This is a genomic window from Streptomyces sp. NPDC001536 (assembly GCF_042894505.1).
Lineage (GTDB): Bacteria > Actinomycetota > Actinomycetes > Streptomycetales > Streptomycetaceae > Streptomyces.
The window spans coordinates 610,687-635,021 of record NZ_JBIAVQ010000002.1; the positions used below are offsets into that span (position 1 = coordinate 610,687).

The following is a 24,335-nucleotide window of genomic DNA, read 5'->3' on the forward strand; positions in this document are numbered from 1 at the left end:
CCTGGGCGCGGCGCCGGGGACGGCTCCAGCCGGAGCCGTCAACTCGCGGATTCCTTCCATGCGTCGAGCTGTCCGTGCCGATTTCGTCCAGCGCGGACAAGGCGTCCAGGACGGCTCGGGCGACCTCTTCGGGGGTACGGCCGTCCGTGGCGACGACCACCGTGGCGGTCCCCTCGTACAGGTGCCGCCGGGCCTCCATCAGCTCGTGCCACCGCTTCCGCGGATTCACGGCCACCAGCGGACGGGTCATGCCGAGGCCGGTGCGCCGTACCGCCTCCTCGACATCCATCGAAAGGCAGACCACCCGCTGTCCGACCAGCAGCGCCCTTGTCTCCGCGTCGAGAATCGCCCCGCCACCCAGCGCGAGGACACCCTCGTGCTCGGCCAGCGCCCGGCGCACCGCCCGTTTCTCGATCGCCCGGAAGACCGGCTCGCCTTCGTCCGCGAAGATCTCCGCGATCGTCCGGCCCTCGACGGCCTCGACGTCGTCGTCGGTGTCCCGGAAGCCGGCGCCCAGCAGTCCCGCCAGCAACCACCCGACAGTGGACTTGCCCACTCCCATCGGACCGACGAACACGACCAGCGGGCCGGTCACCGCACGGCCAGGTGCTCGAGGAACGACCGCACATTACGGCGGGTCTCCGGCACGCTGTCGCCGCCGAACTTCTCCGCCACCGCGTCCGCCAGCACCAGGGCCACCATGGCCTCGGCCACGATGCCGGCCGCCGGGACCGCGCACACGTCCGAGCGCTGGTGATGGGCCCGCGCCGGCCCACCGGTGGCCACGTCGACGGTACGCAACGGGCGCGGGACGGTCGCGATCGGCTTCATCGCGGCCCGCACCCTGAGCGGCTCACCCGTGCTCAGACCGCCCTCGGTGCCACCGGAACGGCCGCCGGCCCGTCGTATCCCCACGTCGGTCCCGACGATCTCGTCGTGCGCCCGCGACCCCGGCACCCGCGCCAGCCCGAAGCCGTCCCCGACCTCGACCCCCTTGACGGCCTGCACACCCATCAGCGCACCGGCGAGCCGGGCGTCCAGTCTGCGGTCCCAGTGCACATGCGAACCCAGCCCCACCGGCACGCCGTACGCCAGCACCTCGACCACTCCCCCGAGCGTGTCACCGTCCTTGTGGGCCTGGTCGATCTCCGCGACCATCGCCTTCGACGCGTCCGCGTCCAGACAGCGCACGGGGTCGGCGTCCAGCCGCCCGGTGTCCGCCGGAGTCGGGCGGATCCCGTACGGCGCCCGCGCCGCGGCCAGTTCGACGACGTGGCTGACGATCTCGATGCCCGCCGTCTCCTTGAGGTACGACCGGGCCACCGCATCCAGCGCCACCCGCGCCGCCGTCTCGCGGGCCGAGGCACGCTCCAGGATCGGGCGGGCCTCGTCGAAGCCGTACTTCTGCATGCCGGCGAGGTCGGCGTGGCCGGGGCGCGGGCGGGTCAGCGGCGCGTTGCGCGCGAGCCCGGCGAGGATCTCCTCGTCGACCGGGTCGGCCGACATGACCTGCTCCCACTTGGGCCACTCGGTGTTGCCCACCATGATCGCGACCGGGGAACCGAGGGTGAGACCGTGCCGGACGCCGCCGAGGAAGGTGACCTCGTCACGCTCGAACCTCATCCGCGCGCCGCGGCCGTAGCCGAGGCGGCGCCGGGCGAGGTGGTCCGCCACCGTCTCCGTGGTGATCGGCACGCCGGCCGGTAGGCCCTCCAGCGTCGCGACGAGTGCGGGGCCGTGGGACTCCCCCGCGGTCAGCCAGCGCAACCTGCTCATCGGTGCACCTCCGGCGGGGTGGGCAGGCGCAGGCCGCGGTGGATGTCGAGGGCGGCGGAGGACTGGTTGAGGGTGATGTAGTGCAGGCCGGGGGCGCCTTCGTCGAGGAGGCGTTGGGCGAGTTCGGTGGCGTGGTCGACGCCGATGCGGTGGGACTCGCCGGGGTGGTACCGGGCGGTGCGCAGGCGCAGGGCGAGGTCGTCGGGGAAGGTCGCGTTGCTGAGGAGGGCGAAGCGGGCGATCTGTGCGTAGCGGGTGGCGGGCATGATCGCGGGGACGACCGGGGTGTCGCAGCCGGCGGCGGCGAGGCGGTCGCGCAGCCGGAGGTAGTCCTCGGCGCGGAAGAACATCTGAGTGATGGCGTAGTCGGCGCCCGCTCGGCACTTGGCGACGAAGTGGCGGATGTCGGTGTCCCAGTCGGGTGAGCGCGGGTGGCGTTCGGGAAAGGCGGCGACCCCGATGCTGAACGTGCCGCACTGGCGGATGAGTTCGACGAGTTCGGCGGCGTGGCGCAGGCCGTAGGGGTGGGGGCGCCAGGGGGCCTGCGGGTCGCCGCGCAGGGCCAGGACGTCGCGGATGCCGGCGTCGGCGTAGCGGCCGATGATGCCGCGCAGCTCGGCGGTGGAGTGTCCGACGGCGGTGAGGTGGGCGACCGCGCGCAGGGTGGTGTCCTCGGCGATACGGCGGGTGAGTTCGGTGGTGCGTTCTCGGGACGTGCCGCCCGCGCCGTAAGTCACCGATACGAAGGCCGGGTCGAGGGGTTCCACGCGGCGCAGGGCGCTCCACAGGACGCGTTGGCCCTCGCCGGTCTTCGGGGGGAAGAACTCGAAGGAGTACGAGCGGTGGCCGGCCGCGATCAGGTCGGCCGGGCCCCGGCTGGTTTCCGTGGTCAGGTGTGCGGGTGCCGTCATGACGGGTCGCCTCCTGTCGCGGTGTAGGTCTGGGTGCCGATGTGGGACAGGGCGAGGGTGGCCAGGGACGAGCCCCACTGGGCGCGGCGGACGGTGTCGTGGCCGGCGGCGAGGGCGGCGAGGTATCCGGCGCGGTAGGCGTCGCCCACTCCGGTGGGGTCGGTGGCCTCGGCGGCCGGGACGGCGGGGACGTCCAGCGGGGGGTCGCCGGCGCGTTCGACGCGGCTGCCCTTCTCGCCGAGGGTGGTGACCCAGGTGCCGACCCGGCGCAGGACGTCGGTGTGGGTCCAGCCGGTCTTGGCGACCAGCAGGGCGTGTTCGTACTCGTTGGTGAACAAGTGGTCGGCGCCGTCCACGAGTTCACGGATCTCGGCGCCGTCGAGCCGGGCCAGCTGCTGGGAGGGGTCGGCGGCGAAGGGGATGCGGTGGGTGCGGCACGCGCGGGTGTGGCGGAGCATCGCGGCCGGGTCGTCGGCGCCGACGAGGACGAGGTCGGCGCCGCCGTGCCGGTGCAGGACCTCGGCGAGGTCGATGTCGGCGGCCTCGGACATCGCTCCCGGGTGGAAGGAGGCGATCTGGTTGCCGTCCTGGTCGGTGGTGCACAGGAAGCGGGCGGTGTGGCGGGTGCGGGAGACGTGGACACCGGAGAGGTCCACGCCGAGTGCGGCGAGCCGTTCCCCGTACGGGGTGAAGTCGGCGCCCGCCGCTCCCAACAGGAGGGGTTTCAGGCCCAGTTGGGCCAGGCCGTAGGCGATGTTGGCGCCCGCTCCCCCGGCGCGTATCTCCAGGGTGTCGACCAGGAAGGACAGCGAGACGTGGGCGAGGCGGTCGGCGAGGAGCTGGTCGGTGATGCGGCCGGGGAAGGTCATCAGATGGTCGGTGGCGATGGAGCCGGCGACGGCGATCCGCATCTCAGGCCCCCGCCGCCTGCCGCAGGGCGTCCACGCGGTCCGTCTTCTCCCAGGTGAACTCGGGTAGTTCGCGGCCGAAGTGGCCGTAGGCGGCGGTCCGGGCGTAGATCGGGCGGAGCAGGTCGAGGTCGCGGATGATCGCGGCGGGGCGCAGGTCGAAGACCTGGCGGACGGCGTGTTCGATCGCCGGGTACGGCACGGTGGCGGTGCCGAAGGTCTCGACGAACAGCCCGACCGGCTCGGCCTTGCCGATGGCGTAGGCGACCTGGACCTCACAGCGGCGGGCGAGACCCGCCGCGACGACGTTCTTGGCGACCCAGCGCATCGCATAGGCGGCCGAACGGTCCACCTTGGAGGGGTCCTTGCCGGAGAAGGCGCCGCCACCGTGGCGGGCCATGCCGCCGTACGTGTCGATGATGATCTTCCGGCCGGTGAGCCCGGCGTCGCCCATCGGGCCGCCGATCTCGAAGCGGCCGGTCGGGTTGACGAGGAGGCGGTAGCCGTCGGTGTCGAGCTTGATGCCGTCGTCGGCGAGCCGGTTCAGTTCGTGCTCGACGACGTGGGCGCGGATGTCGGGGGTGAGGAGGGAGTCCAGGTCCACGTCGGCGGCGTGCTGCGCGGAGACGACGACCGTGTCGAGGCGAGCGGCCCGGCTGCCCAGGTATTCGACGGTGACCTGGGTCTTGCCGTCCGGGCGGAGGTAGGGGGCGACGCCCTCCTTGCGGACCTCGGTCAGCCGGTGCGCGAGGCGGTGCGCCAACTGGATGGGCAGCGGCATCAGTTCGGGCGTCTCGTCGCAGGCGTACCCGAACATCAGGCCCTGGTCGCCCGCGCCTCCCGTGTCGACGCCCTGCGCGATGTCCGGGGACTGGGCGCCGAGGGACACCGACACCCCGCAGGAACGGCCGTCGAAGCCCTTCTGGGAGGAGTCGTAGCCGATGTCGAGGACGGTGTCCCGGACCAGGCCGGGGATGTCCGCGTACGCGGTGGTGGTGACCTCGCCTGCGAGGTGCACCTGGCCGGTGGTGATCAGGGTCTCCACGGCGACCCGGGAGTGCGGGTCCTCGGCGATCAGTGCGTCGAGGACGGTGTCGCTGATCCGGTCGGCGATCTTGTCGGGGTGTCCCTCGGTCACGGACTCCGAGGTGAACAGGCGGCGGGACATGGCTCTCCCTGGGTCGCAGCGGCTGCTGGCTGGTGGGGCTCGGGCGTCGGAGCGTGGGGGCTCCCGTGCGTCGGGCGTCGGAGGCGTCGGAGGCGTCGGGGCGGAGAGCTCCCCAGGGGAGTGGGAGCTCTCCGCCCCTGCCGGGGGGGGAGGGGTGGTCAGAGGGTGGCGGTGGAGAGGGCTCTGGCGACGCGCACCACGCGGTCGGCCTGGACGCGGGCCGCGTTGCGGGTGATGTCGCCGACCGGGAGGGTGCCGCCGGCGTCGTGGTGGGCGGTGCCGTAGGGGTTGCCGTCGACGAACTTGTCGGGGTGGGTGAAGCCGGGGGCGACGACGATGCCGCCGAAGTGGTGGAAGGAGTGCATGAGGGCGAGCAGGGTGGACTCGTTGCCGCCGTGCGGGCTGCCGGTGGAGGTGAAGCCGCTGTAGACCTTGTCGGCCAGTTCGCCCTTCCTCCAGGCGCCGCCGAGGGTGTCGAGGAACTGCTTGAGCTGGGCGGCGACGTTGCCGAACCGGGTCGGGGAGCCCATGAGGACGGCGTCCGCCCAGACGACGTCCTCGACGGTGGCGAGCGGCAGGTCGGCGGTCGCGGCAGCGTGGGCGGCCCAGGCGGGCTGGGACTCCACGGTCTCCCGCGGGGCCAGTTCCGCGACCCGGCGCAGCCGGACCTCGGCGCCGGCCTTCTCCGCGGTGTCGGCGATCTCGCGCGCGATGTCGGCGACATGGCCGGTGGCGGAGTAGTAGACGACGGTGACCTTGACGTCCGTGTCCATGCCGGCCCTCACCAGTCGGCCAGGTGGAGGGAGAGCAGCGGGTCGGGCAGGTCCAGTGCGGAGGCGGGGTGGGTGAATGTCCGGTCGTAGTGGAGGAGCGGGGTGCGGTCGTCGTCCACGTACGTCTCCAGGACACGGCCCACGAGGATGCTGTGGTCTCCCCCGTCGAGGACGGCGTGCAGCGCGCACGCGACGCGCGCGCAGGCGTCCGGGGAACCGGGCAGGCCCCCTTCGCAGGGCTCCATGTCCCCTTCGGCGAACCGGTCGACGCCGGAGCGGGCGAAGGTGCGCGCCACCTGGTCCTGGCCGTGCGCGAGGAGGTTGACGAGGAAGCGGTCCGCGGCGGTGAACGCCCGGTGGGTGCTGGCGGTCCTGTTCAGGCAGACCAGGATCAGTGGCGGCTCCAGCGACAGGGACGTGAAGGAGGTCGCGGTGAACCCCCAGCGCCGTCCGGCGGGGTCGACGGTCGTCACGACCGTCACCGGTGCGGGCACCCGGGACATGGCGTGGGTCAGGGCGCTGCCGGTCGTACCTTCCATGAGGTGTCACTCTCCGGGTCGTGGCGGATCAGGGCTGGAGGCGGCTGGTACGCCACCCGCGGTCGTGGCGGTCGTAGCGCAGCCGGCGGTGCAGTCGGTCCGAGTCGGCGCACCAGAACTCCACGGTGACCGGCGCGAGCAGATAGCCGGCGAAGCGGGCGGGGCGCGGCAGCGCGGTGCCGGGGGCGGCGAGGCGGTCGGCCTCGGCCCGCAGGGCGGCCGTGTCCCGCAGGGGTTCGCTCTGCCGGGAGGCGGCGGACATGGAGTGCATGGGGATCGGCCGGGCGGACCAGAGGCGGTCGGAGTCGGTGTCGCTCAGCTGGGCCACGGGACCGGAGAGGATGAGCTGCTGACCGGTCTCGCGCCAGTAGAGGAGTCCGGACGCCCAGCCGGTGGCGGCGATCTCGCGGCCCTTCTGGCTGGTGGTGTGGCTGGCGAAGACCAGTCCCCGGGTGGTGAAGTCGGTGACGGCGACGATGCGGTTGGAGGCCCGTCCCCGGCTGTCGGAGGTGGCGAGCGCCAGGGCGCGTGGTTCGCGTACGCCGTGGGCGGCCGCCTCGGTGACCCACTGGCGGACGAGTCCCAGGGGTTCGGCCGGCGGGTCGTCGTACTCGGGGAAGTCCAGGTCGACTTCCCCGGTGAGGCTTTCGAATCGGCTGCTGTTCACGGGAGTTCCTCGCTAGACGTAGAGGGTGCCGCGGGCGGCGACGACGCCGTGGCCGCCGACCTCGACCGAGCGGACCGTCTCGCCGCGGCCCTCGGCGGTGGCGAGCATGAGGGACGGCCGGCCCATCTCGACGCCCTGGAGGATCTCCAACCGCCGTCCCCAGGCGGCGAGTCGGTGCCGGGCCAGGTGAATGGCGAGGGGGCCGGCGGCGGAGCCGGTCGCCGCGTCCTCGACGACTCCGTAGGCGGGCGAGAACATCCGGGTCCGCCAGTGGACGCCCGTCCCGGCGAAGCAGTTGGCGGCCATGTCGGGGAACTCCGCGAGCGCCCGATGGTCGGGCCGGAGCGCGGACAGCGCCGCGACGCTGTCGAGTCCCACGAGGACGTGGCGGGGTCCGTTGCGGTAGATCTCCACGGGCGCGACGGTGTCCTGGACGCCGAGTGCCGCGAGGAGTTCGGCGCGGTGCTCGTACGGCTCCCAGGTGGGCACGGGCTGCCGCATCCGTACGGACGACGCGCCGTCGTCGTCGGCGAGTTCGAACGGGACGACGCCCATGGCGGTCTCCAGCCGGAGCCGGTCCTCCTTGAGGGTCCGCCCGAGGGCGACCGCGGTGCCCAGCAGCGGATGGCCGGCGAACGGCAGCTCGTTGACGGGCGTGAAGATGCGGATACGGGCGTCCCCGCCCTGCTCCGGCGGCAGGACGAAGGTGACCTCCGAGAGGTTCATCTCCCGGGCGATGCGCTGCATCAGCTCGGCGGTCAGGTCGGCGGCGTCGAAGAAGACCGCCACGGGATTGCCTTCGAGCGGGGTGCGGGCGAAGGCGTCGACGACTAGGTACTCGTGCATGGTTCGCGATCCCCCGGTTTCGGTACGGCGGTTGCGGCGGCTGTCGTGAACACAGGCCCGGTTCCGTCGAGTTGAGGCGTCACGTGCACGCCCTCGACCGCGGCCTCGATGTCGAAGCGGGTGCGGTGGGCGGGCGGGCGGCCGATCAACCGCGCGGCCCGGTTGGGCGGCAGGTCGGCGGGGCGGTCGGTGTCCCAGAGCATCACCGCGCCCCACCGGTTGTGCTCCGGGTCGGCCATCCAGAACTTCAGCCGCAGTCCCGGTACGTCGCGCCAGGCATCTGCCGTGCCGTCGCGCAGGTGCTCCCGGAGGGAGTCGATGGTCTGCGGTGTGCCGTCCAGGTCCCACCAGGCGATGTCAACCCGCACGGCCGAGCACCTCCTGGATGGTGCGGCCCAGGATGCGCGGCCCGTCGACGGTGAGCACGGACTCGGCGTGGAACTGCATCGAGGCGAAGCCCGGTCCGCGCAGGGCGTGCACCTCGCCGGTGGCCGGGTCCCGGCTGACCTCGACGGCGCCGATCCCGGCGATGTCCTGCTTGTCCTCGTCACTGCGGGCGGCGAACGTGTTGTAGAAGCCCACGCGTTCGCGGCTGCCGAACAGGTCGATCTCCCGCTGCACACCCTGGTTGGGGACGTCCCGGCGCACCAGGTCCAGCCCGAGGCCCAGACTGAGCACCTGGTGGCTCAGGCATACGGCGAGGAAGGGCCGTTGCTCGGCCAGCAGGCAGTCGATCGCCGAGCGCAGACTGCGGATCTTGGGGTCGTCCGCGGCCCTGGGGTTGCCGGGGCCCGGTCCCATCACGACGAGGTCGTGGCCGCCGAAGGCGTACGGATCGTCGAACTGACTGACCGTCACCTTCAGTCCCAGAGACCTGAGTTGCAGACCGATCATCGCGGTGAAGGTGTCCTCCGCGTCGATGATCAGGGCGCTCAGCCCCTCAAGGCCGGTCACCGCGGGCCGCCGTCCGGCGCCCTCGTCCAGCCAGAACCGGGCGATGTCGCTGTTGCGCCGGGTGAGGGCCGCGCAGACGTCGGGGTGGGTGCCGTAGCGCCGGGTGCGGCCGCTCTCCAGGGCGCCGAGGAGACCGGCGGCCTTGGCCCGGGTCTCGGCGACCTCCGAGTAGGGGTCGGAGTGGCGTACGAGTGTGGCGCCGACTCCGATGCGCACCCGGCCGCCGGGGTCGATGTCGGCGGTGCGGATGAGGATGGCCGAGTCGAGGGCGCGCTCGCCGTTGCCGTCCCGGCCGATGAGGGCGGCCACCCCGCTGTAGTAACCGCGGCCCTCGGGCTCGTACTTGCGGATGATCCGTACCGCGCTCTCCAGCGGGCTCCCGGTGACGGTGGGCGCGAAGAGGGTCTCGTGGAGGACGGCGCGGACGTCCTGGTCGGTGCGGCCCTCGATGAAGTACTCGGTGTGGGCGAGCCGGGCCATCTCCTTGAGGTACGGGCCGAGGACCCGGCCGCCGCCCTCGCAGATCCGGGCCATCATCTTCAGTTCCTCGTCGACGACCATGTACAGCTCGTCGGTCTCCTTGCGGTCGGCGAGGAACTCGGTGACGCCGGCCAGCGTGGGACCGGCCGCCGGGTAGCGGTAGGTGCCGCTGATGGGGTTCATCACGGCGGTCCCGCCGTTCACCGAGATGTGCCGTTCGGGGGTGGCCCCGACGAAGGTGCGCTCGCCGGTGTGGATGACGAAGGTCCAGTACGCGCCCTGCTCGCGCTCCAGCAGCCGGCGGAAGAACACCAGCGCGTCACGGACCGAGTAGGAGTCGATCTCGGCGAGGAAGGACCGTTTGACGACGAAGTTGGCGCCCTCGCCGGTGCCGATCTCGTCGGTGACGATCCGGCGGACCGTCTCGGCGTACTCCTCGTCGTCGATGTCGAAGCCGAGGGGCGTCACGGAGGTCGGTGTGTCCGGGAGCCGCCGGAGGAGTTCGCGCAGCGGGACGCGGTCCTGGCCGGTGACGGACAGGGCGAGGAGGGGCGCGTCGTCCTGGGGGGCCGTGAAGCCGCGTTCGGTGATCTGCCGGTAGGGCACCACGACCAGGACGTCGTGCTCGGTCCCGGCGCCGCCGGGCGCGGGCTGGTCAGGAAGGGGAATGCCGGCCAGGGTCTGCGGCAGGGTCACGTCACCGACCAGGACGTCCACGGTGTCCGGGACGCCGCTCTCCGGGCGGTGCAGCAGGGCGAAGGCGGACGCCCGGAGGTCGAGTACATGGCCGAGGAGGTCGCCGGGGGTCCGGGGGCCTGATCCGTGCGGCGCGTTCATATGAACACCTCCCCGGACGGCAGGACCACCGCGCAGCGCTCGGCGGCGTAGTCCAGGGCCAGCCGGTGATGGGCCTCGGAGAAGTCGCCGAGGGCGTCGGCGGCGAGGAAGGTACGGATGTCGTGGGTGAACGCCTCCAACGCGGTGGCGAGGACGCCGACATGGGCGTACACCCCGCACAGCACGAGCTGGTCGCGACCCGCGGCCCGCATCCGCTCCAGCAGGTCGGAGCGGAAGAAGGCGCTGTAACGCCACTTGGTGAACACCCAGTCGTCCTCGGCGGGCGCGAGTTCCGGCACCACCTCGCGATCGGCCGGGTCGGTGCGCATGCCCGGGCCCCAGAAGTCCTTGAGCAGGCCGCGCTGTTCGTCCGTCATCCGGCCGGGCTGGGCCGTGTACGCCACGGGGACGCCGAGGGCGGCGGCGCGTTTGCGCAACGCGGCGGCGTTGTCGACCAGTTGGCCCCGGAGGGGATCGGGCAGCGCCTGGAGGAAGTAGCGCTGCATGTCGTGGACGAGCAGGACGGCACGGTCCGGGTCGGGGGTCCAGTCCGCGATGTTCTCGGGCAGGTCCTCGGCGGTGGGCAGCGGGTACGAGGCGACGGGGGGTAATCCGGCCATGGGATCGGCTCCCTTCGTGTGGGGTGGCGGGGCGCGGGTCAGAGGGTGTCGGCCCAGGCCGTCACCAGGGACACGGCCTGCCGGGAGTTGAGGCGCGGGTCGCAGAACGTCGTGTGCCGTTCGCCGATCCGGCCGAGGGCCGAGGCGTCCGCGGCGCACTCGGTGACGTCGTCCGGGGTGGTCTCCAGATGGAGCCCGCCGGCCACCCCGCCGGCCGCCGCGACGGCGAGGCCGAACCGCTGGACCTCGCTCGCCATGGTGGTCAGCAGCCGGGTCTTGCGGCCGTCGGGGGCGGTGATGGTGTTTCCGTGCATCGGGTCGCACAGCCAGATCACCGGGTGGCCCGCGGAACGGACCGCCGCCACCAGGGACGGCAGGCGCTCACCGACGGTGTCGGCGCCCATGCGGGAGATCAGGGTGAGACGGCCGGGCTCGCGCAGCGGGTCGAGGCGCTCGCACAGCGAGGTGAGCTCCTCGGGCGTCATGCCCGGGCCGACCTTGCAGGCCACCGGGTTGACCACGTCGGCCAGCAGATCCACGTGGGCGCCGTCCAGTTGCCGGGTGCGCTCGCCGATCCAGGGCCAGTGCGTGGAGCCCAGCCAGCGGGTGGCGTCGCCGAGGTCGCGGACCATCGGAACCTCGTAGTCCAGCAGGAGCGCCTCGTGGCTGGTCCACACCAGGGGTTCGACACCGGGCCAGGTGCGCAGGGCGGGGGCGCGCCAGCCCAGGTGTTCCATGATGTCGCCCGCCGCCATGTATCCGGTGAGGATGCGCAGCGGGTCGGGGCGCCTGCTCTCGGAGCAGGGCACCGGGCTGTTGACCATGTGCCCGCGGTAGACGGGCAGGGCCAGGTCGCCGATCTGCTCGAAGTCGCTGGAGCGGGGCTTGGCGAACTGGCCGGCCATCCGTCCGACGCGCAGCACGGGTTTGCCGGTGAGCATCTTCAGGGTGCTGGCGAGCAGGTCGAGCACGGCGGTCTTGCGCCGCACATGGCCGGCCGTGCACTCCTGCGGGTCCTCGGCGCAGTCGCCCGCCTGCACGACGAGCGCCTCCCCCGCGGCCACCGAGGCGAGCAGCGACCTCAGGGTGTGGACGTCGTCGACGCGAACCAGCGGCGGCCGGGAGCTGAGGATCTCCCGTACCCGCTGGACCTGGGCGGGGTCGGGCCATTCCGGCTGCTGGAGCGCCTTGGCCCGCTGGATATGGGTGAGTGCTTGTGCCACGACAATGCCCCCGTGGAGCGGAGAGGATGTGCTTTCGGGTGATGGCGGGGCCGCGGGTGCGGGCCGGCGCGTCAGGTGGGGATTCCCTCGCGCTCGATGCGCGGTACGTCGATTCCCAGGGCCCGGAACTGCTGGCACGGGTTCATGAACTCGCGCTGCTGTTTTATCTTCCCGTTCTCGAACAGGAACGAGTGCAGGAAGTGGTTGCGGTAGTACCCGTCGGGATATCCGGGGAAGAGGATCTTTCCTTCCCCGTCGCATTCGACCCAGAAGCGGTCGGGGTCCTGGGAGTCGAAGATCTCGACGTTGGTCCAGGCCCAGTCGGGGAAGCACTTGAGCGACCAGACGGCGTGCTCGCCCAGCCGGTCGCGGCCGTGGATGACGATCGGCTCGCCGCTCTCGGTGGTCCACAGACCGCCGGTGCCGTCCTCGGTGAAGAGCAGGTGGCGCCGGAGCCGGTCCTCGCCGCGGGTGTTCATGTACTGCTCGACGATCGCCCGGTTGTGGGCGCGCAGTTCGGCCTGGTCGGTGGGTATTCGGGGGTCAGACATGGGGGGTGTCCTCTGTGATTGGGGGCGGGTCGTTGGGGGGGCGGGTCGTTGGGGGGCGGAATCAGACGATGAAGCTGATCTCGCGGGGGTCGCCGCCGACGAGGGCCCGGCCGTAGACCTGTTCGGGGATGCCCATCCCGAAGCCGGCGTGCCGGCTGCCCACGTTGATGTCGCGCCAGAGCCGCTGCAGGGGGTTGGACTCGTTGAAGGCGGAGGAGCCGTGGGCGGTGAGGAGGGTGTCGACGGCCTCCCGGCAGAGCCGGCCCACCTGCGCGGACTCCAGTCGGTTGCGGGCGCGGACGGTGAGGTCGGCGTTGACGCCGGCCCGGGCGAGTTCGTCGACGGTGTCCGCGATCCGGCCGGCCACCAGTTTGGCCGTGTCGATCTTCGAGGTGGCGTCGGCGAGGTCGAGCTGGAAGGTCGGCGACTGGGTCTGGTCGCGGTAGGTGGAGCCGGCCACCGGCCGGGTCGGGCCCTTGTCCCGGACGAAGTCGAGGGCCGCTTCGGCACCGCCGATCAGGGCGCCGATCAGTCCGATGGCGAACAGCCCGGTGAGGCTGTTGCGGTAGGGCAGCGCCGGGTCGACGACACCGTCGGTCTCGCCGTTGAGGACGGGCAGATAGGGCACCAGCCGGTGCTCGGGTACGAAGATCCGGTCGGCGACGACGGTGTTGCTGCCGGTGCCGCGCATGCCGGCGAAGTACCAGGTGTCCTTGACGGCGACCTCGTCGGTGGGCATCAGGGCGAAGCGCACGTCGGGGCGGCCCGCGTCGGTGGGGACGGCGATCAGGGCGCTGACCCACTGGGCGTGCAGACAGCCGGAGACATAGGCCCACTCGCCGCTGACGATCACCCCGCCCTCGACCGGCTCGACGGCCGGCGAGGGCATCCCGAGGACCAGTGCGCACCGGGCGTCGGGGTCGTCGCCCCAGATCTCGTCACCGGCCCGGGCCGGGAACAGCGCGGCCATGAAGTTGCCGGCGTTCAGGACGCCCGCGATCCAGGCGGCGGACGGGCAGCCCCTGCCGAGCGTCGTGGCGACGTCGAGGAGCGTGCGCATATCGGTCTCGTAGCCGCCGAGCCGGCGCGGGGTCTGCAGCCGCAGCAGTCCGGCCTCGGTCATGGCGTCCACGGCTCGCTCGGAAAGGCGTCGGTCGCGCTCGCACTCGACGGCGTCCGTCCACAGGAGTTCCCGCAGACCTTCGGCGCGGGCGACGAGTTCCGCACGGTCGGGAATCAGCCTCTCGCGGATGGCCGGATCGACGGGGACCGCGTTGTTCGACATGCCGGATCATTCCTTTCGCATTTCTCGGCTCGCATGTATCGGCGGGGTGGCGCGCAGGGCAGGGTCAGGCCACGCGGCGTCCTTTCGGGCGACGTTCTCGGAATGCCGTTCCCTCAGTGCGAACGAGCGGGTCGGCGAAGATTCCCGCGGACGACCCGGCCGAGGGTGCCGGGGGTGAGGAGGATCAGGGGCGCGGAGAGCAGGGAGCTGACCTTGACGAACTCCTGGGCGACGACGGGGTCCCGCTCGGCGGCGGTGAGCACCGCTCCGAAGAAGGCGTTGCTCAGCCGCACCGGCAGCGGGCGGTCCCCCTCGACCTGAGGCAGGGCCAGGTCGCTGCCGACGGCCATCTGCCAGGCCACCTCGATCCTGCGGGCGGCCGCCCGGAAGAAGCGGTGGGCCAGCCGGTCACGTCCGTGGCCGAGGCACTCCCGCAGGGCGTCGGCCTGGAGGGCGGCCACCGACATGCCCTGTCCGTAGACGGGGTTGAAGCTGCAGATCGCGTCGCCGAAGACCAGCAGTCCGTCGGGGAACCGTTCCAGTCCCTCGTAGCGACGGCGCACGCTGGCCGGGTAGCGGTGGGCGACCGGGTCGTCGAGGGGTTCGGCGGCGCACAGGGCCTCGAAGACGTCGGAGGGCAGGATGGGCTTGGCGAACTCCAGGAAGTCGCCGGGGTCGGTGGGCGGGTGGTGGCCGCCGTAGCCGATCAGGGTGAGCATCCAGCGGTCGGGTTCGTGCTGGAGGAAGGTCGCGCCGGTCGGGCGGCCGGGCTCGGCGCCCACGATCACGACCTTGCGGCGGCCGAGGGCGCCCGGGGCGAGGCGCAGGGTGCGGCTGACGTACTTGATGTCGACGGGGATGCGGTCCTCGCGCGGGGGTTCGTGGCCGAGGTCGGTGAGCCAGCGGGTGGTGCGGCCGCCCCGGCCGGTCGCGTCGACGACGAGGTCGGCGGTGAGCTCGCGCTCCGCCCCGCTGTCGCGCCGCACCAATCGGACGCCGGTGACGCGTGCCCCGTCGGGCGTGGCGGTCAGTCCGGTGGCCTCGCACCGGTCGACGATCTCCACGCCGGGCAACTCCCGTACCCGGGCCCGTACTCCGCCTTCCAGCTGGGGCCGGGTCGGCTGGTAGGTGGGGGTGGGGTCGGCGTAGCGGCCTTCCTGGCACAGGAGGTGGCCGCCGGGTGCGAAGTGCATCTCGGTGGGTTCGCGCACCACGGGGACGCCGGCCGCCTCGAAGTACTCGAGCAGACCGGGGAACATCTCCTGCAGTCCCCGGGTGCCGGCGGGCAGGATCGCGTGGGCGTGCCGTCCCTGCGGCACTCCGCGCCGGTTCTCGTCCGTCGTCGGCAGCGTGTCCCGGTCGACCACCGTGACCCGGGCGAACGTCTCGTGCAGCACCCGGGCGGCGAAGAGTCCGGCGATGCTGCCCCCGAGCACCACGCAGTGGCCGTCGCGGGGGCGCCGCCCCTCGGGGGCGTGCGGGTGTGCGGTGTCGTCAGACATGCGAATCCTCTGCTGTCCGTGAGGCGAGTGGCGGAGCAGGTTTCCCGGATGCGCTCGTGAAATCGGAGAGCCCATGATTTCCGGGGGAATCTCACGTTCCGGGCGGCGGAACGGAAAGTTTCGGCAAATCGCGACGCTACGAGGGGGAGAAAACCGGTGGACAAATACCCGACGGCCGCCCCGTGCGGCACCCGCACCAAACCTGTGCGGCGCGCCGCGTAATTGTCCGGACCAGGCACCCCGACTTATCGACGAGGGACACAAAAGCCGGTGACGGAATACGGAATTCCGAATTATCGGCGGAGCCCGGAGCCGTTTCCCTCAGTGGTGTGCCGCGTCGCGTGTCGCGGTCGCCAGCCAGCAGGCCGGGAGCGGTGCCACCGTGCGTCCGTGGCCGATCCGCGGGTCGTCGCCCGCGTACACCCGGGCCGACCAGCCGTGGCCGGCGAGCCACTCCTCCAGGTCGTCGCGGGCGGAGAGCCAGCGGGCGCCCTGCTGCTCGACGCGTTCGCGCACAGGCCTGCCCTCCTCTTCGAGCATGGCCGCCTTGAGGTGCTCCAGCATGAGCCGGCTGCCCGGCGCGGACAGCTCGCCCACACCGGCGAGGAGGGCCTCCCCGTCCGCTTCCGTCAGATACATGAGCAGTCCCTCCACCAGCCAGACGGTCGGCTGCCCGGGGTCGAAACCCGCAGCTCGCAGGGCGGACCGCCAGTCCTCGCGGAGGTCGGCCGCGACCCCGTGGCGCTCACAGGCGAGCGGCAGCCCGGAGTGGGCGATCAGGGCGTCCTTGAACTCCGTCATCTCCGGCAGCTCGACCTCGAACCAGCGGACGCCGGCCGGCAGGTCGAGGCGTACGGTACGGCCGTCCGCGCCGGCGGCGAGGGTGACGACCTGTCGGACGCCGCCGCGGACGCCGGTCAGGATCTCCTCGTCGAAGAACCTGGTCCGGACCGCGAAGTAGGTGGGGAAGCCGCGTGCGCTGTGGTGGGTCTGGCGGATCACCTCGGCCACATCGGCGAGGACCGGGTCCTCGGAGAGCGCGGAGAGCAGCGCGGCGGCGAGGGGGTCCCGGAACAGCGCATCCGGACGTTCGCTTTCCATTTGGCGCATCCACGCGATGAACAGCGCGGTCTGCCCCACACCGACGGAGGGCGCCTTCACTTCCACCATAAAATCCTCCCCAAGACGAGTTCAATTCAACGAAAAGACGCGGGTCCACATAGCTGGATCAGCGCGATTCAGTGTCCGTCGAAATCCGCCCGAGCGGTGAACTGATGGAATTCTGTGCAGGATCGCGGCTGCGTCGGTAGCACGCTCTGCGCTATCTTCAACTTTATTCCACGGAGCAGGCCCCCATTGAAGGATGTGTGCATGCTGGACGACCTGGACCGCGCGCTGATCCACGCGTTGCACATCGACGGCCGCGCACCTTTCAGCCAGATCGCCGCCGCCCTCGACGTCTCACCGCAGACCGTCGCCCGTCGCTACCGGCGGCTGCGCACCGAGGCGTCCTTACGGGTCGTGGGGCTGCCGGACCCCCATCAAGCGGGTCAGACACAGTGGCTCGTGCGGCTCACCGCGGCGGCGAGCTCCGCGCAGGACCTGGCGCACGCGCTCGTACGCCGACAGGACACCTCGTGGGTGAAGCTCACTTCCGGCGGCACCGAGATCGTCGCGATCATCCACACGCCGACCGACGCCGCCGCGGGCAACTCCCTGCTGCTGCGCGACATTCCACGCACCAACCACATCACCGCGGTCTCCGCGCACTGCATCCTGCACACCTACCTCGGTGGGCCGACGAACTGGCGGCGCAGCGCGGACACGCTGGACGAGGACCAGCAGCGGCTGCTGCGCGAGCACGAACAGGCCGACACCTCTTATGTGCCGGTGCCGCGCCGCCTCACCGACGCCGACGCCGATCTGCTGGTCGCCCTGCAGAAGGACGGCCGGGCCACCCACGCGGAGCTGGCCCAGGCGACCGGCTGGTCCCCGGTCACCGTGGCGCGGCGGCTCGCGGATCTGCAGGCGGGCGGTGCCGTCTTCTTCGACGTCGAGGTGGACACCGGGCAGTTCGGCGCGAACACGCGTGCGCTGCTGTGGATGTCGGTGAGCCCGGCGCACATCGAGAACGTGGCGACGACCCTGGCCCGCCACGACGAACTGGCCTACGTCGCCGCGACCACGGGCCCCACCAACCTGGTGGCCCAGGCCCTCTGCCGCGACCCCGCCGACCTCCACCACTACCTGGCTCGCCGCCTGGGCTCCCTCGACGCCATCCACACCCTGGAAACCAGCCCGGTCCTCCAGAACCTCAAGGCGGCAAGCCCGATCATCACAGAACTGGAACGCACCCGACGCACCGCGACACCGGGCAGGACGGGAGCGGTGATCGACGGCCGGGCCGGTGCGACGGGCGGCCGGGGCAGAACCTGACGTCCGGGGCAGAGGCTGACGGCTGCTTCGGGGGCCACCCCCGCTGGGCCGGACGGCGGACGTACACGGCGGCGCCATCCCCGCGGACCCTCGCGCACCACGGGGCGGCGGCCCGAAGACCGCCGCCCGTATTCCCACGTCTCCCCGTGAAGGGGGCTGCTCAATGACCCGCCCCCGCACCTGCCCCCGCGTCCCTGTCCACCATCGACCGGCTGGTGACGAAGCTGACCACGACCAGGGCCGCGGCGACCCAGAAGGCGAGTTGGACGGCGTGCAGGGCGGCCGCGGCGCCGCCGGTGTCCGCGCTGCTCAGGTACACGCTGCCGAGGATCGCCACGCCGAGCGTGGCGCCCAGTTGCTGGACGGCGTTCAGGAGGCCGGCGGCGGAGCCGATCTCCTGGGGCTGGAGGGGGGCGAGGGCGAGGGTGAAGAAGGCGGGGCTGAAGAGGCCCACGCCGATGCCGACGACCCCGAGTGCGCACAGGAGCGGCGTCGGGTACCGGTGCGGATCGGCCGCGTGGTAGACGGCGATGGCCGCGAGCGCGCCGGCCAGCAGGACCGCGAGGCCGAGGGACATCATGCGGTGGCCGTACCGCTTGACCAGGTGGGCGCCGGCCACCCAGGAGGCGACGGCGAGGCCCACCGACCACGGGGCGAGCGTCAGACCGGCCTTCAACACGTCGGTGCCCAGACCGAGTTGGAGCTGGAGCACGATGACCATCATCAGCCCGTTGGTGACGGCGAAGAAGGCCGTGGACGTCACCAGCGCGGCCGGGAAACCGCGGTGGGCGAACAGGCTCGGCTCCACCAGCGGACTGCGCCCGGCGGCGGCCACCCCACGCTGGTGCACGGTGAACACGACCAGCAGGCACAGCCCGGCCGCGATGGCCGCCCAGCTCCACCCGGACAGGGCGGTCAGGTCCGCGCCGATCAGCGGGTACACGACGAGTCCGATGCCGGCCATCGCCAGCAGCGTGCCGGTCACGTCGAGGGTGGGCCGCTCGGGCGCCCGGTTCTCCATCAGCTTGGGCGAGATCGCCAGCACCAGCAGCGACACCGGCACGTTCACCAGGAACGCCGCACGCCACGAGGAACCGAACAGGTCGGCGTGGGTGAGCACCCCGCCGAGCACCGGCCCGCAGACGGCCGCGAGGCCCATCACGGGACCGATGCTGCCCAGCGCCTTGGACATCTCCGGCCCGGCGAACATCGTCTTGATGAGACCGATGGTCTGAGGGATGATCACGGCCGCCGCCGCCCCCTGCACCACCCGGAAGGCGATCAGCAGCCCCACCGAGGGCGCCGCGGCACAGGCGGCGGACGCGACCATGAAGCCGGTGACCCCGATCACGAACAGCCGCTTGCGGCCCGCGATGTCCCCCAGCCGGCCACCGGTGATCAGCAGCACCGCGAACGGCAGGGTGTACGCGGTCGTGAACCACTGGATGTCGGACACCGACCCGCCCAGATCGGCGTGGATCCTGGGCGCGGCGACCTGCACGATGGTCGCGTCCAGCAGGTTCATCGCCTCACCGAGCAGCAGGGCGGTGAGCGCCAGCCACCGCCATCGGTACGCCGTGGGTGTCGGCGTCAGCACACGCTCAGCAGTCATCGGGAGTTCCTCTCCACCGTTGTCGACACGCCGGCCCGGCCCCGGTCGGCGGGGCGTCGGGACCGACCACGACTCAGCGTGGGCGGGGGAGAAGGGGGTGCTCCAGCCGGCGCCGGGAGATGGTGGATTCCTTCCATCGGGGCCGCCCGCACTGTCGATTTCCGCCACCGCCACCACGGGCACGCACCTCGTCGGCACCGGCGTCGTCCGTGCGGGGCATCGGACGCGCGGTGTGAGGTTCCTTCACCAGGACGCCCGCCATGGAAGAAATGCTCCAGTACGCCACCACGACTGGAGCGGCCGTACGTGATCACTTCACGCTGGAGTCCCCCGGCCGCCCTCGGTGCTCCGGGTGTCCACTCCCTTACGTTCACCCTGTTCAGGAGCGTGCATGGCAGCCCTGCCCGCCACCCAGCGAGAAGTCCGCCTCCTCACCAAGCCGACCGGGCTGCCCCGGCCGGAGCACTTCGCCGTGGTCGAGAGTCCCGTCGTACCGCCCGGCGAGGGCGAGGTGCTGGTGCGCAACCGGTTCTTCCACGTCTTCGCCACCCTGCGCATCCTCATCGCGGGCGCCACCCAGGACACCCCTTTCCCGGTGCTCGACGCCGGGGACACGCTGGTCGGCGCGGCGATCGGCGAGGTCGTCCAGGCCCCGGAGGACAGCGGCCTCACACCGGGCGACCTGGTCTCGCACTGGCTGGGCTGGCGCGAGTACGCCGTGGTCCCGGCCGCCGAGTGCACCCGTCTCGACCCCGCGGTGCTGCCGGATCCGGTCGCCCATCTGCAACAGGGCTGGACGGCGTACGCGGCACTGACCCGGGGCGTGCGACTGCGGCCCGGGGACACGGTGTTCGTCACCGCGGGAGGCAGCGGCATCGGTTCGATGGCCGGACTCATCGCGCGCCGGCTGGGGGCCGGACGGGTCGTCGCCAGCGCCGGTTCGCCGCGGAAGGCCGAGCGGCTGCGGACCGAACTCGGTTACGACGCCGTCGTGGTGCGGGGTGCGGGCCCGCTCGCGGAGCAGCTGGCGAAGGCGGCGCCCGACGGGATCGACGTCTGCTTCGACAACGTGGGCGGGGAGCAGCTGCGCGCGGCCGTCGAGGCGGCGCGTCCGGGTGCCCGGTTCGTGCTGGTCGGGGCGTTGTCCGGCCAGTTGGACGCGGGCGGCCCCGGTACCGCGGCGCCCGTGGAGCTGGATTCGCTGCCGCTGATCCACAAGCGGATCGAGATGCGCGGCTTCAGCTCCGACGACTACGACGACAAGGACGAGTGGACCGCGCGGTTCGGCGCCTGGCTCAGGGCGGGGGAGATCACCTTCCCCCATGTGCGGGTCAAGGGCATCGAGAACGGTCCGCGGACCCTCCTGGAGGTGATCGAGGGACGGCACGTCGGCGCCGTCGTCGTGGAGCTGTGAGGAGAGCCGTGAGCCGCCAACCCCCGTACGTGTCCGTCGAGTTCATCGAGTCAGGAGTCCCCGTGCCGCGTTCCGCCACCGAGATCCTCGATCTCCCCCTCGATGTCCGGCCGGAGCCGGACGAACTGATCCGTGCCGCGATGCGGTGGCACTTCGATCCCGACACGGGGTCGCCGTTCTGGCTGGAGCAGGCCAAGAGCCTGCCCTTCGACCCGCTCACCGACATCCGTACCCACGCGGACCTGACACTGTTCCCGCCGCTGACGGCCGCGCTGCGGGACGTGCCCGCACAGGACCTCGTACCGCGCGGATACGGCCAACACCCCGATGTCGTGGGGGTGTTCGAGAGCGGAGGCACCACCGGCGCGCCCAAGCGGGTGGTCCTGCTGCGGGACTGGCTGGAGCGGATGCTCCACTGGAGCAACCTCAACCTCGACGCCCACGGTTTCCCCCGGGATGTCGACTGGCTCGGTCTGGTGCCGACCGGTCCGCACATCGTCGGCGAGTACTTCCGCAGGTCCGCAGCGACCCACGGGCGGTACGGCTTCACCCTCGACCTCGACCCCCGATGGGTGAAGAAGCTGATCGCCGCCGGACGCCGGGCCGACGCGGACGCCTACGCCGAACACCTCGTCGACCAGGCCGCGTTCGTGCTGCGCACCCAGGACATCGGCGTCCTGACGGTCACTCCGCCGCTGCTCGAACGCATCGCCCGCCGGGACGACCTGGCCGAGCTGGTCAACGAGAAGGTACGGGCGATCCGTTGGGGCGGCACGCAGCTCGACCCCGACTCCCGGTACCTCTACAAGACCGAGGTCTTCCCCGACACCGTCCTGTGCGGGAACTACGGCAGCACCATGATCCTGGGCTTCGCCGGCGAGCGCCCCGGGCTGCCGGACGACGCGGGGTGCGTCTTCGACCCGTACAGCCCGTACGTCACGTTCTCCGTCGTCGACCCCGGGACCCTGCGCCCGGTCGGGTACGGGGACCGCGGGCGGGTGCTGGTGCACCACGTCAGCAAGTCGTTCTTCCTGCCCAACAACCTGGAGCGGGACACGGCGACCCGGATCGAGCCGCTCGACGGGCAGGTGGGGGACGCGGTGGCCGACATCGCGCCCGTGGCGACCTTCGAGAACGAGGCCGTGATCGAGGGCGTGTACTGATGGCCGGGACCGGCTCCGAGGTGGTCCCGCTCGACGCCCTGGGCGCCCTGGGCGCCTACCGGGCCCGCAACCGGCTGTCCGTGACCGACGTCGCGGGCCGGGAGAGCGCCGAACTCAGCCTCGTACCACCCCTGTTCGTCGACCGGACGCTCAAAGCCCTGCACCGGGCCGTGTCCCCGCTGCCCGACGAGCGGATCGGCATGATCGGCCGGGCCGCCGACCTCTTCGAGAGCGGCACACTCGACGGCCTGACGCCCGAGGCGTACGCCCACCGGGTCAGCCGGGTCGGCGGCACGCCGATCTCCGTGGTGCGGGCCACCGTCACGGCCATCGCGGCGCGGCTGCGCAAGGCCCACCACAGTGTGGAGCAGGCGCGGCCGACGGGCGCGGTGCACCGGTGGGACGATCCGCTGACCCGCGGCGGGCGCGCGGTGTGGGTGCGGCGCGGGAACGTGTTCGCGGTGCACGCGGCCGGCAACCATCCCGGGCCGCACAGTCTGTGGCCCGAAGCGCTCGCGCTGGGCTACCGGGTCGCCGTACGGCCGTCCAGGCGCGAGCCGTTCACCCCGCACCGGCTGGTCGGCGCCCTGCGCGCGGCCGGCTTCGGTGACGACCAGGTGGCGCTGCTGCCGACCGACCACACCACTGCGGACGCGCTGCTGCGGGGCGCGGATCTCGGGCTGGTGTACGGCGGCGAGGACGTGGTGCGCAAGTACGCCGCAGATCCCTCGGTGCTGCCGCAGGGTCCGGGCCGGTCGAAGGTCCTGCTGACCCGGGAGGTGGACTGGCGGGAACATCTCGACACGATCGTCGCCTCGGTGAGCGGTCACGGCGGCACCGGCTGCGTCAACACGACGGCCGTCCTCGTGGAGGGCGACCCCGCCCCGTTGTGCGCCGCGCTCGCCGAGCGGCTGGCGGCCGTACCGAGCCTGCCGCCCGAGGACCCGGCCGCGGTCTTCCCCGTCCAGCCGCTCGCCACCGCCAAGGCGCTCGAAGCGCATCTGCTGCACCGGGCTCAGGGGGCAAGGGCGTGGCTCGGCGGTGACGGCGTCCTGGACGAGCTCGGCGACGGCAGCGCCGTCCTGCGGGCCGCCGTCCACCAGCTCGACGGGCCCGGCGCGCCGCAGACGGCGGTGGAGCTGCCGTTCCCCTGTGTGTGGGTCGCGCCCTGGACGCGCGAGGCCGGTGCCGGGCCGCTGCGGGACTCCTTGGTCCTCACGGCGATCACGCACGACGACCGGCTGGTGGCCGAGTTGGTCGAGGAGCCCTCGATCGGGAACGTGTACGTGGGCGACCATCCGACGTACCGGATGGAGTCGGGCCTGCCGCACGACGACCATCTCGCCGGCTTCCTGATGCGCTGCAAGTCGGTGATCCGCGACTGACCGACCCCGCCGGCGGGGAGGGCGCTGTGTCCCCGTCGGCGGCCGTGTCCCGCCCTGCCGCCCCAGGCCGCGTGAAGGATGGTGTGCGCATGCTCGACGAACTCGACCGCGCCCTGATCCACGCGCTGCACATCGACGGACGCGCCTCCTTCACCCAGCTGGCCGCCGTCCTGGAGGTGTCCCCGCAGACCGTCTCGCGGCGCTACGAGCGGCTGCGCGAGCAGGCGGCGCTACGGGTCGTGGGGCTCCCTGACCCGCAGTTGACGGGCCATGAGCAGTGGCTGCTGCGGCTGACCGCCGAGCCCGAGACCGCCCTGGACCTCGCCCACGCCCTGGTGCGCCGCGCGGACACGTCCTGGGTCTACCTCACCGGCGGCGGCACCGAGATCGTCGCCGTGCTGGAGACTCCGCTGGGCATGGCGCACGGGCACTCGCTGCTGCTGCACGAACTGCCGCCGAGCGTGGGGCTGACCGCCGTATCGGCCCACCACCTGCTCCACACCTATCTGGGCTGGCGCACCCCGTGGCGGATGAGCGCCAACGCCCTGACCGCACGGCAGCAGCGGATGCTGGCCGGGGCGAGGCCGCCCGAGCGCCACGACCGGGTGCAGCTCTCCCCCGCCGACCACGCCCTGATGGACGCGCTACGACGGGATGGGCGGGCCGGTGTCGCCGAGCTCGCCGTCGACACGGGCTGGTCCCCGGCGACGGTCTCCCGCCGGCTGGACCATCTGCGCGCCTGCGGGGCGGTCTTCTTCGACATCGAGATCGACCCGGCGCTGCTGGGCGGCAGCGTCCGGGCCCTGCTGTGGATGGCGGTCGCCCCGGCCCATCTGGACGAGGTCGCCACCGCCCTCGCCGACCACCCCGAACTCGCCTTCGTGGCCCACACCACCGGCCCCACCAACCTCGTGGCCCACGCCCTCTGCCCGGACACCCCGGCCCTCTACCAGTACCTCACCCACGGCCTGGGCGCGGTAAAGACCATCCGCACCCTGGAAACAGCCCCAGTCCTACGAACCCTCAAGGCCGTCGGCCCGATCCGCCCCCCGGGACCGACGGCCCGCCACGCCTGAACCGGACCGCCGAGGCAGAACCCGAGCCGCATGTCGTGGGCGGCTACCGGGCCGCCGCGCGGGACCGGCTGCTGCTCGGAGACCGGTCCGGGCGCCGTTCGGGCGGGGGCGCGGCCGGTGCGACCACCACCGGCTGTGCGTACGCGCGCTGGACATCGCACGGCGGCAGGGCCGGTTCGGGGCCACTGCACACGCTTCACTGGCGGTGG

General features: G+C 72.3%; 22 protein-coding genes and 1 pseudogene. 5 read left to right on the forward strand and 18 right to left on the reverse strand.

Features of this window, described 5'->3' with window-relative positions:
- Positions 1–97: 97 nt before the first annotated feature.
- The 17 genes and pseudogenes from ACFY0U_RS07815 to ACFY0U_RS07895 all read right to left on the reverse strand — a co-directional run.
- Positions 98–595, reverse strand: a pseudogene (locus ACFY0U_RS07815) (shikimate kinase); the annotation flags it as partial.
- Complete coding sequence (gene aroC / locus ACFY0U_RS07820) at positions 592–1,776, reverse strand: chorismate synthase (protein ID WP_388631808.1); 1,185 nt, start codon at positions 1,774–1,776, stop codon at positions 592–594. The gene aroC and the pseudogene ACFY0U_RS07815, both read right to left, overlap by 4 nt.
- Positions 1,773–2,687 (reverse strand): methylenetetrahydrofolate reductase [NAD(P)H], encoded by a 915-nt coding sequence (gene metF / locus ACFY0U_RS07825; protein WP_388631811.1) that lies wholly within the window; start codon positions 2,685–2,687, stop codon positions 1,773–1,775. The genes aroC and metF overlap by 4 nt, the downstream gene beginning before the upstream one ends.
- The gene (locus tag ACFY0U_RS07830) at positions 2,684–3,598 is read right to left on the reverse strand and encodes a carbohydrate kinase family protein (RefSeq protein WP_388631814.1); all 915 of its coding nucleotides are present in this window, start codon (positions 3,596–3,598) and stop codon (positions 2,684–2,686) included. The genes metF and ACFY0U_RS07830 overlap by 4 nt, the downstream gene beginning before the upstream one ends.
- Before the next feature lies 1 nt (position 3,599).
- Entirely contained in the window at positions 3,600–4,763 is a 1,164-nt protein-coding gene (metK, locus tag ACFY0U_RS07835) for a methionine adenosyltransferase (protein ID WP_388631816.1), read from the reverse strand.
- Between the two features lie 158 nt (positions 4,764–4,921).
- Positions 4,922–5,536, reverse strand: a complete 615-nt coding sequence (gene wrbA, locus ACFY0U_RS07840) for an NAD(P)H:quinone oxidoreductase (RefSeq protein ID WP_388631819.1) — start codon at positions 5,534–5,536, stop codon at positions 4,922–4,924.
- An 8-nt stretch (positions 5,537–5,544) separates the two neighbouring features.
- Positions 5,545–6,075 (reverse strand): flavin reductase family protein, encoded by a 531-nt coding sequence (locus tag ACFY0U_RS07845; RefSeq protein ID WP_388631822.1) that lies wholly within the window; start codon positions 6,073–6,075, stop codon positions 5,545–5,547.
- Positions 6,076–6,103: 28 nt separating this feature from the next.
- Positions 6,104–6,742: a phenazine biosynthesis FMN-dependent oxidase PhzG gene (gene phzG, locus ACFY0U_RS07850; protein WP_388631825.1), complete on the reverse strand. Its 639-nt coding sequence runs from the start codon at positions 6,740–6,742 to the stop codon at positions 6,104–6,106.
- A 12-nt stretch (positions 6,743–6,754) separates the two neighbouring features.
- Positions 6,755–7,588: a PhzF family phenazine biosynthesis protein gene (locus ACFY0U_RS07855; RefSeq protein ID WP_388631827.1), complete on the reverse strand. Its 834-nt coding sequence runs from the start codon at positions 7,586–7,588 to the stop codon at positions 6,755–6,757.
- Entirely contained in the window at positions 7,573–7,956 is a 384-nt protein-coding gene (locus ACFY0U_RS07860; RefSeq protein WP_388631829.1) for a hypothetical protein, read from the reverse strand. The genes ACFY0U_RS07855 and ACFY0U_RS07860 overlap by 16 nt, the downstream gene beginning before the upstream one ends.
- The gene (locus tag ACFY0U_RS07865; protein ID WP_388631831.1) at positions 7,946–9,859 is read right to left on the reverse strand and encodes an anthranilate synthase family protein; all 1,914 of its coding nucleotides are present in this window, start codon (positions 9,857–9,859) and stop codon (positions 7,946–7,948) included. The genes ACFY0U_RS07860 and ACFY0U_RS07865 overlap by 11 nt, the downstream gene beginning before the upstream one ends.
- A complete protein-coding gene (locus ACFY0U_RS07870) occupies positions 9,856–10,479 on the reverse strand; it encodes an isochorismatase family protein (RefSeq protein ID WP_388631834.1) in 624 nt (207 codons plus the stop codon). The genes ACFY0U_RS07865 and ACFY0U_RS07870 overlap by 4 nt, the downstream gene beginning before the upstream one ends.
- 38 nt (positions 10,480–10,517) lie before the next feature.
- The gene (locus ACFY0U_RS07875) at positions 10,518–11,702 is read right to left on the reverse strand and encodes a 3-deoxy-7-phosphoheptulonate synthase (protein ID WP_388631836.1); all 1,185 of its coding nucleotides are present in this window, start codon (positions 11,700–11,702) and stop codon (positions 10,518–10,520) included.
- Positions 11,703–11,773: 71 nt separating this feature from the next.
- On the reverse strand, positions 11,774–12,253 hold the full coding sequence (locus ACFY0U_RS07880; protein WP_388631838.1) for a PhzA/PhzB family protein: 480 nt from the start codon (positions 12,251–12,253) through the stop codon (positions 11,774–11,776).
- A gap of 61 nt (positions 12,254–12,314) precedes the next feature.
- On the reverse strand, positions 12,315–13,538 hold the full coding sequence (locus ACFY0U_RS07885) for an acyl-CoA dehydrogenase family protein (protein WP_388631840.1): 1,224 nt from the start codon (positions 13,536–13,538) through the stop codon (positions 12,315–12,317).
- A 113-nt stretch (positions 13,539–13,651) separates the two neighbouring features.
- Complete coding sequence (locus ACFY0U_RS07890) at positions 13,652–15,040, reverse strand: FAD-dependent oxidoreductase (RefSeq protein ID WP_388631843.1); 1,389 nt, start codon at positions 15,038–15,040, stop codon at positions 13,652–13,654.
- A 321-nt stretch (positions 15,041–15,361) separates the two neighbouring features.
- Positions 15,362–16,210 carry an SAM-dependent methyltransferase gene (locus tag ACFY0U_RS07895; protein ID WP_388631845.1) on the reverse strand — a complete coding sequence of 283 codons (849 nt, stop codon included), beginning with the start codon at positions 16,208–16,210 and terminating at the stop codon, positions 15,362–15,364.
- Between the two features lie 201 nt (positions 16,211–16,411).
- Here ACFY0U_RS07895 and ACFY0U_RS07900 point away from each other — a divergent pair, with 201 nt between their 5' ends.
- Positions 16,412–17,476: an Lrp/AsnC family transcriptional regulator gene (locus ACFY0U_RS07900; RefSeq protein ID WP_388631848.1), complete on the forward strand. Its 1,065-nt coding sequence runs from the start codon at positions 16,412–16,414 to the stop codon at positions 17,474–17,476.
- Positions 17,477–17,636: 160 nt separating this feature from the next.
- On the opposite strand, the gene ACFY0U_RS07905 is transcribed toward ACFY0U_RS07900, so the two are convergent.
- Positions 17,637–19,088, reverse strand: coding sequence for an MFS transporter (locus ACFY0U_RS07905; protein ID WP_388631851.1), 1,452 nt, complete (start codon positions 19,086–19,088; stop codon positions 17,637–17,639).
- 391 nt (positions 19,089–19,479) lie between these two features.
- Between ACFY0U_RS07905 and ACFY0U_RS07910 the strand changes: the two genes are divergently transcribed.
- From ACFY0U_RS07910 to ACFY0U_RS07925, 4 genes are all read left to right on the forward strand, one after another.
- Complete coding sequence (locus tag ACFY0U_RS07910) at positions 19,480–20,502, forward strand: MDR family NADP-dependent oxidoreductase (RefSeq protein ID WP_388631853.1); 1,023 nt, start codon at positions 19,480–19,482, stop codon at positions 20,500–20,502.
- Positions 20,503–20,510: 8 nt separating this feature from the next.
- Positions 20,511–21,665, forward strand: a complete 1,155-nt coding sequence (locus ACFY0U_RS07915) for a phenazine antibiotic biosynthesis protein (RefSeq protein WP_388631856.1) — start codon at positions 20,511–20,513, stop codon at positions 21,663–21,665.
- Complete coding sequence (locus tag ACFY0U_RS07920) at positions 21,665–23,050, forward strand: aldehyde dehydrogenase family protein (RefSeq protein WP_388631859.1); 1,386 nt, start codon at positions 21,665–21,667, stop codon at positions 23,048–23,050. The genes ACFY0U_RS07915 and ACFY0U_RS07920 overlap by 1 nt, the downstream gene beginning before the upstream one ends.
- Positions 23,051–23,139: 89 nt before the next feature.
- Positions 23,140–24,126, forward strand: a complete 987-nt coding sequence (locus ACFY0U_RS07925) for an Lrp/AsnC family transcriptional regulator (RefSeq protein WP_388631862.1) — start codon at positions 23,140–23,142, stop codon at positions 24,124–24,126.
- The last annotated feature ends 209 nt before the right edge of the window (positions 24,127–24,335 follow it).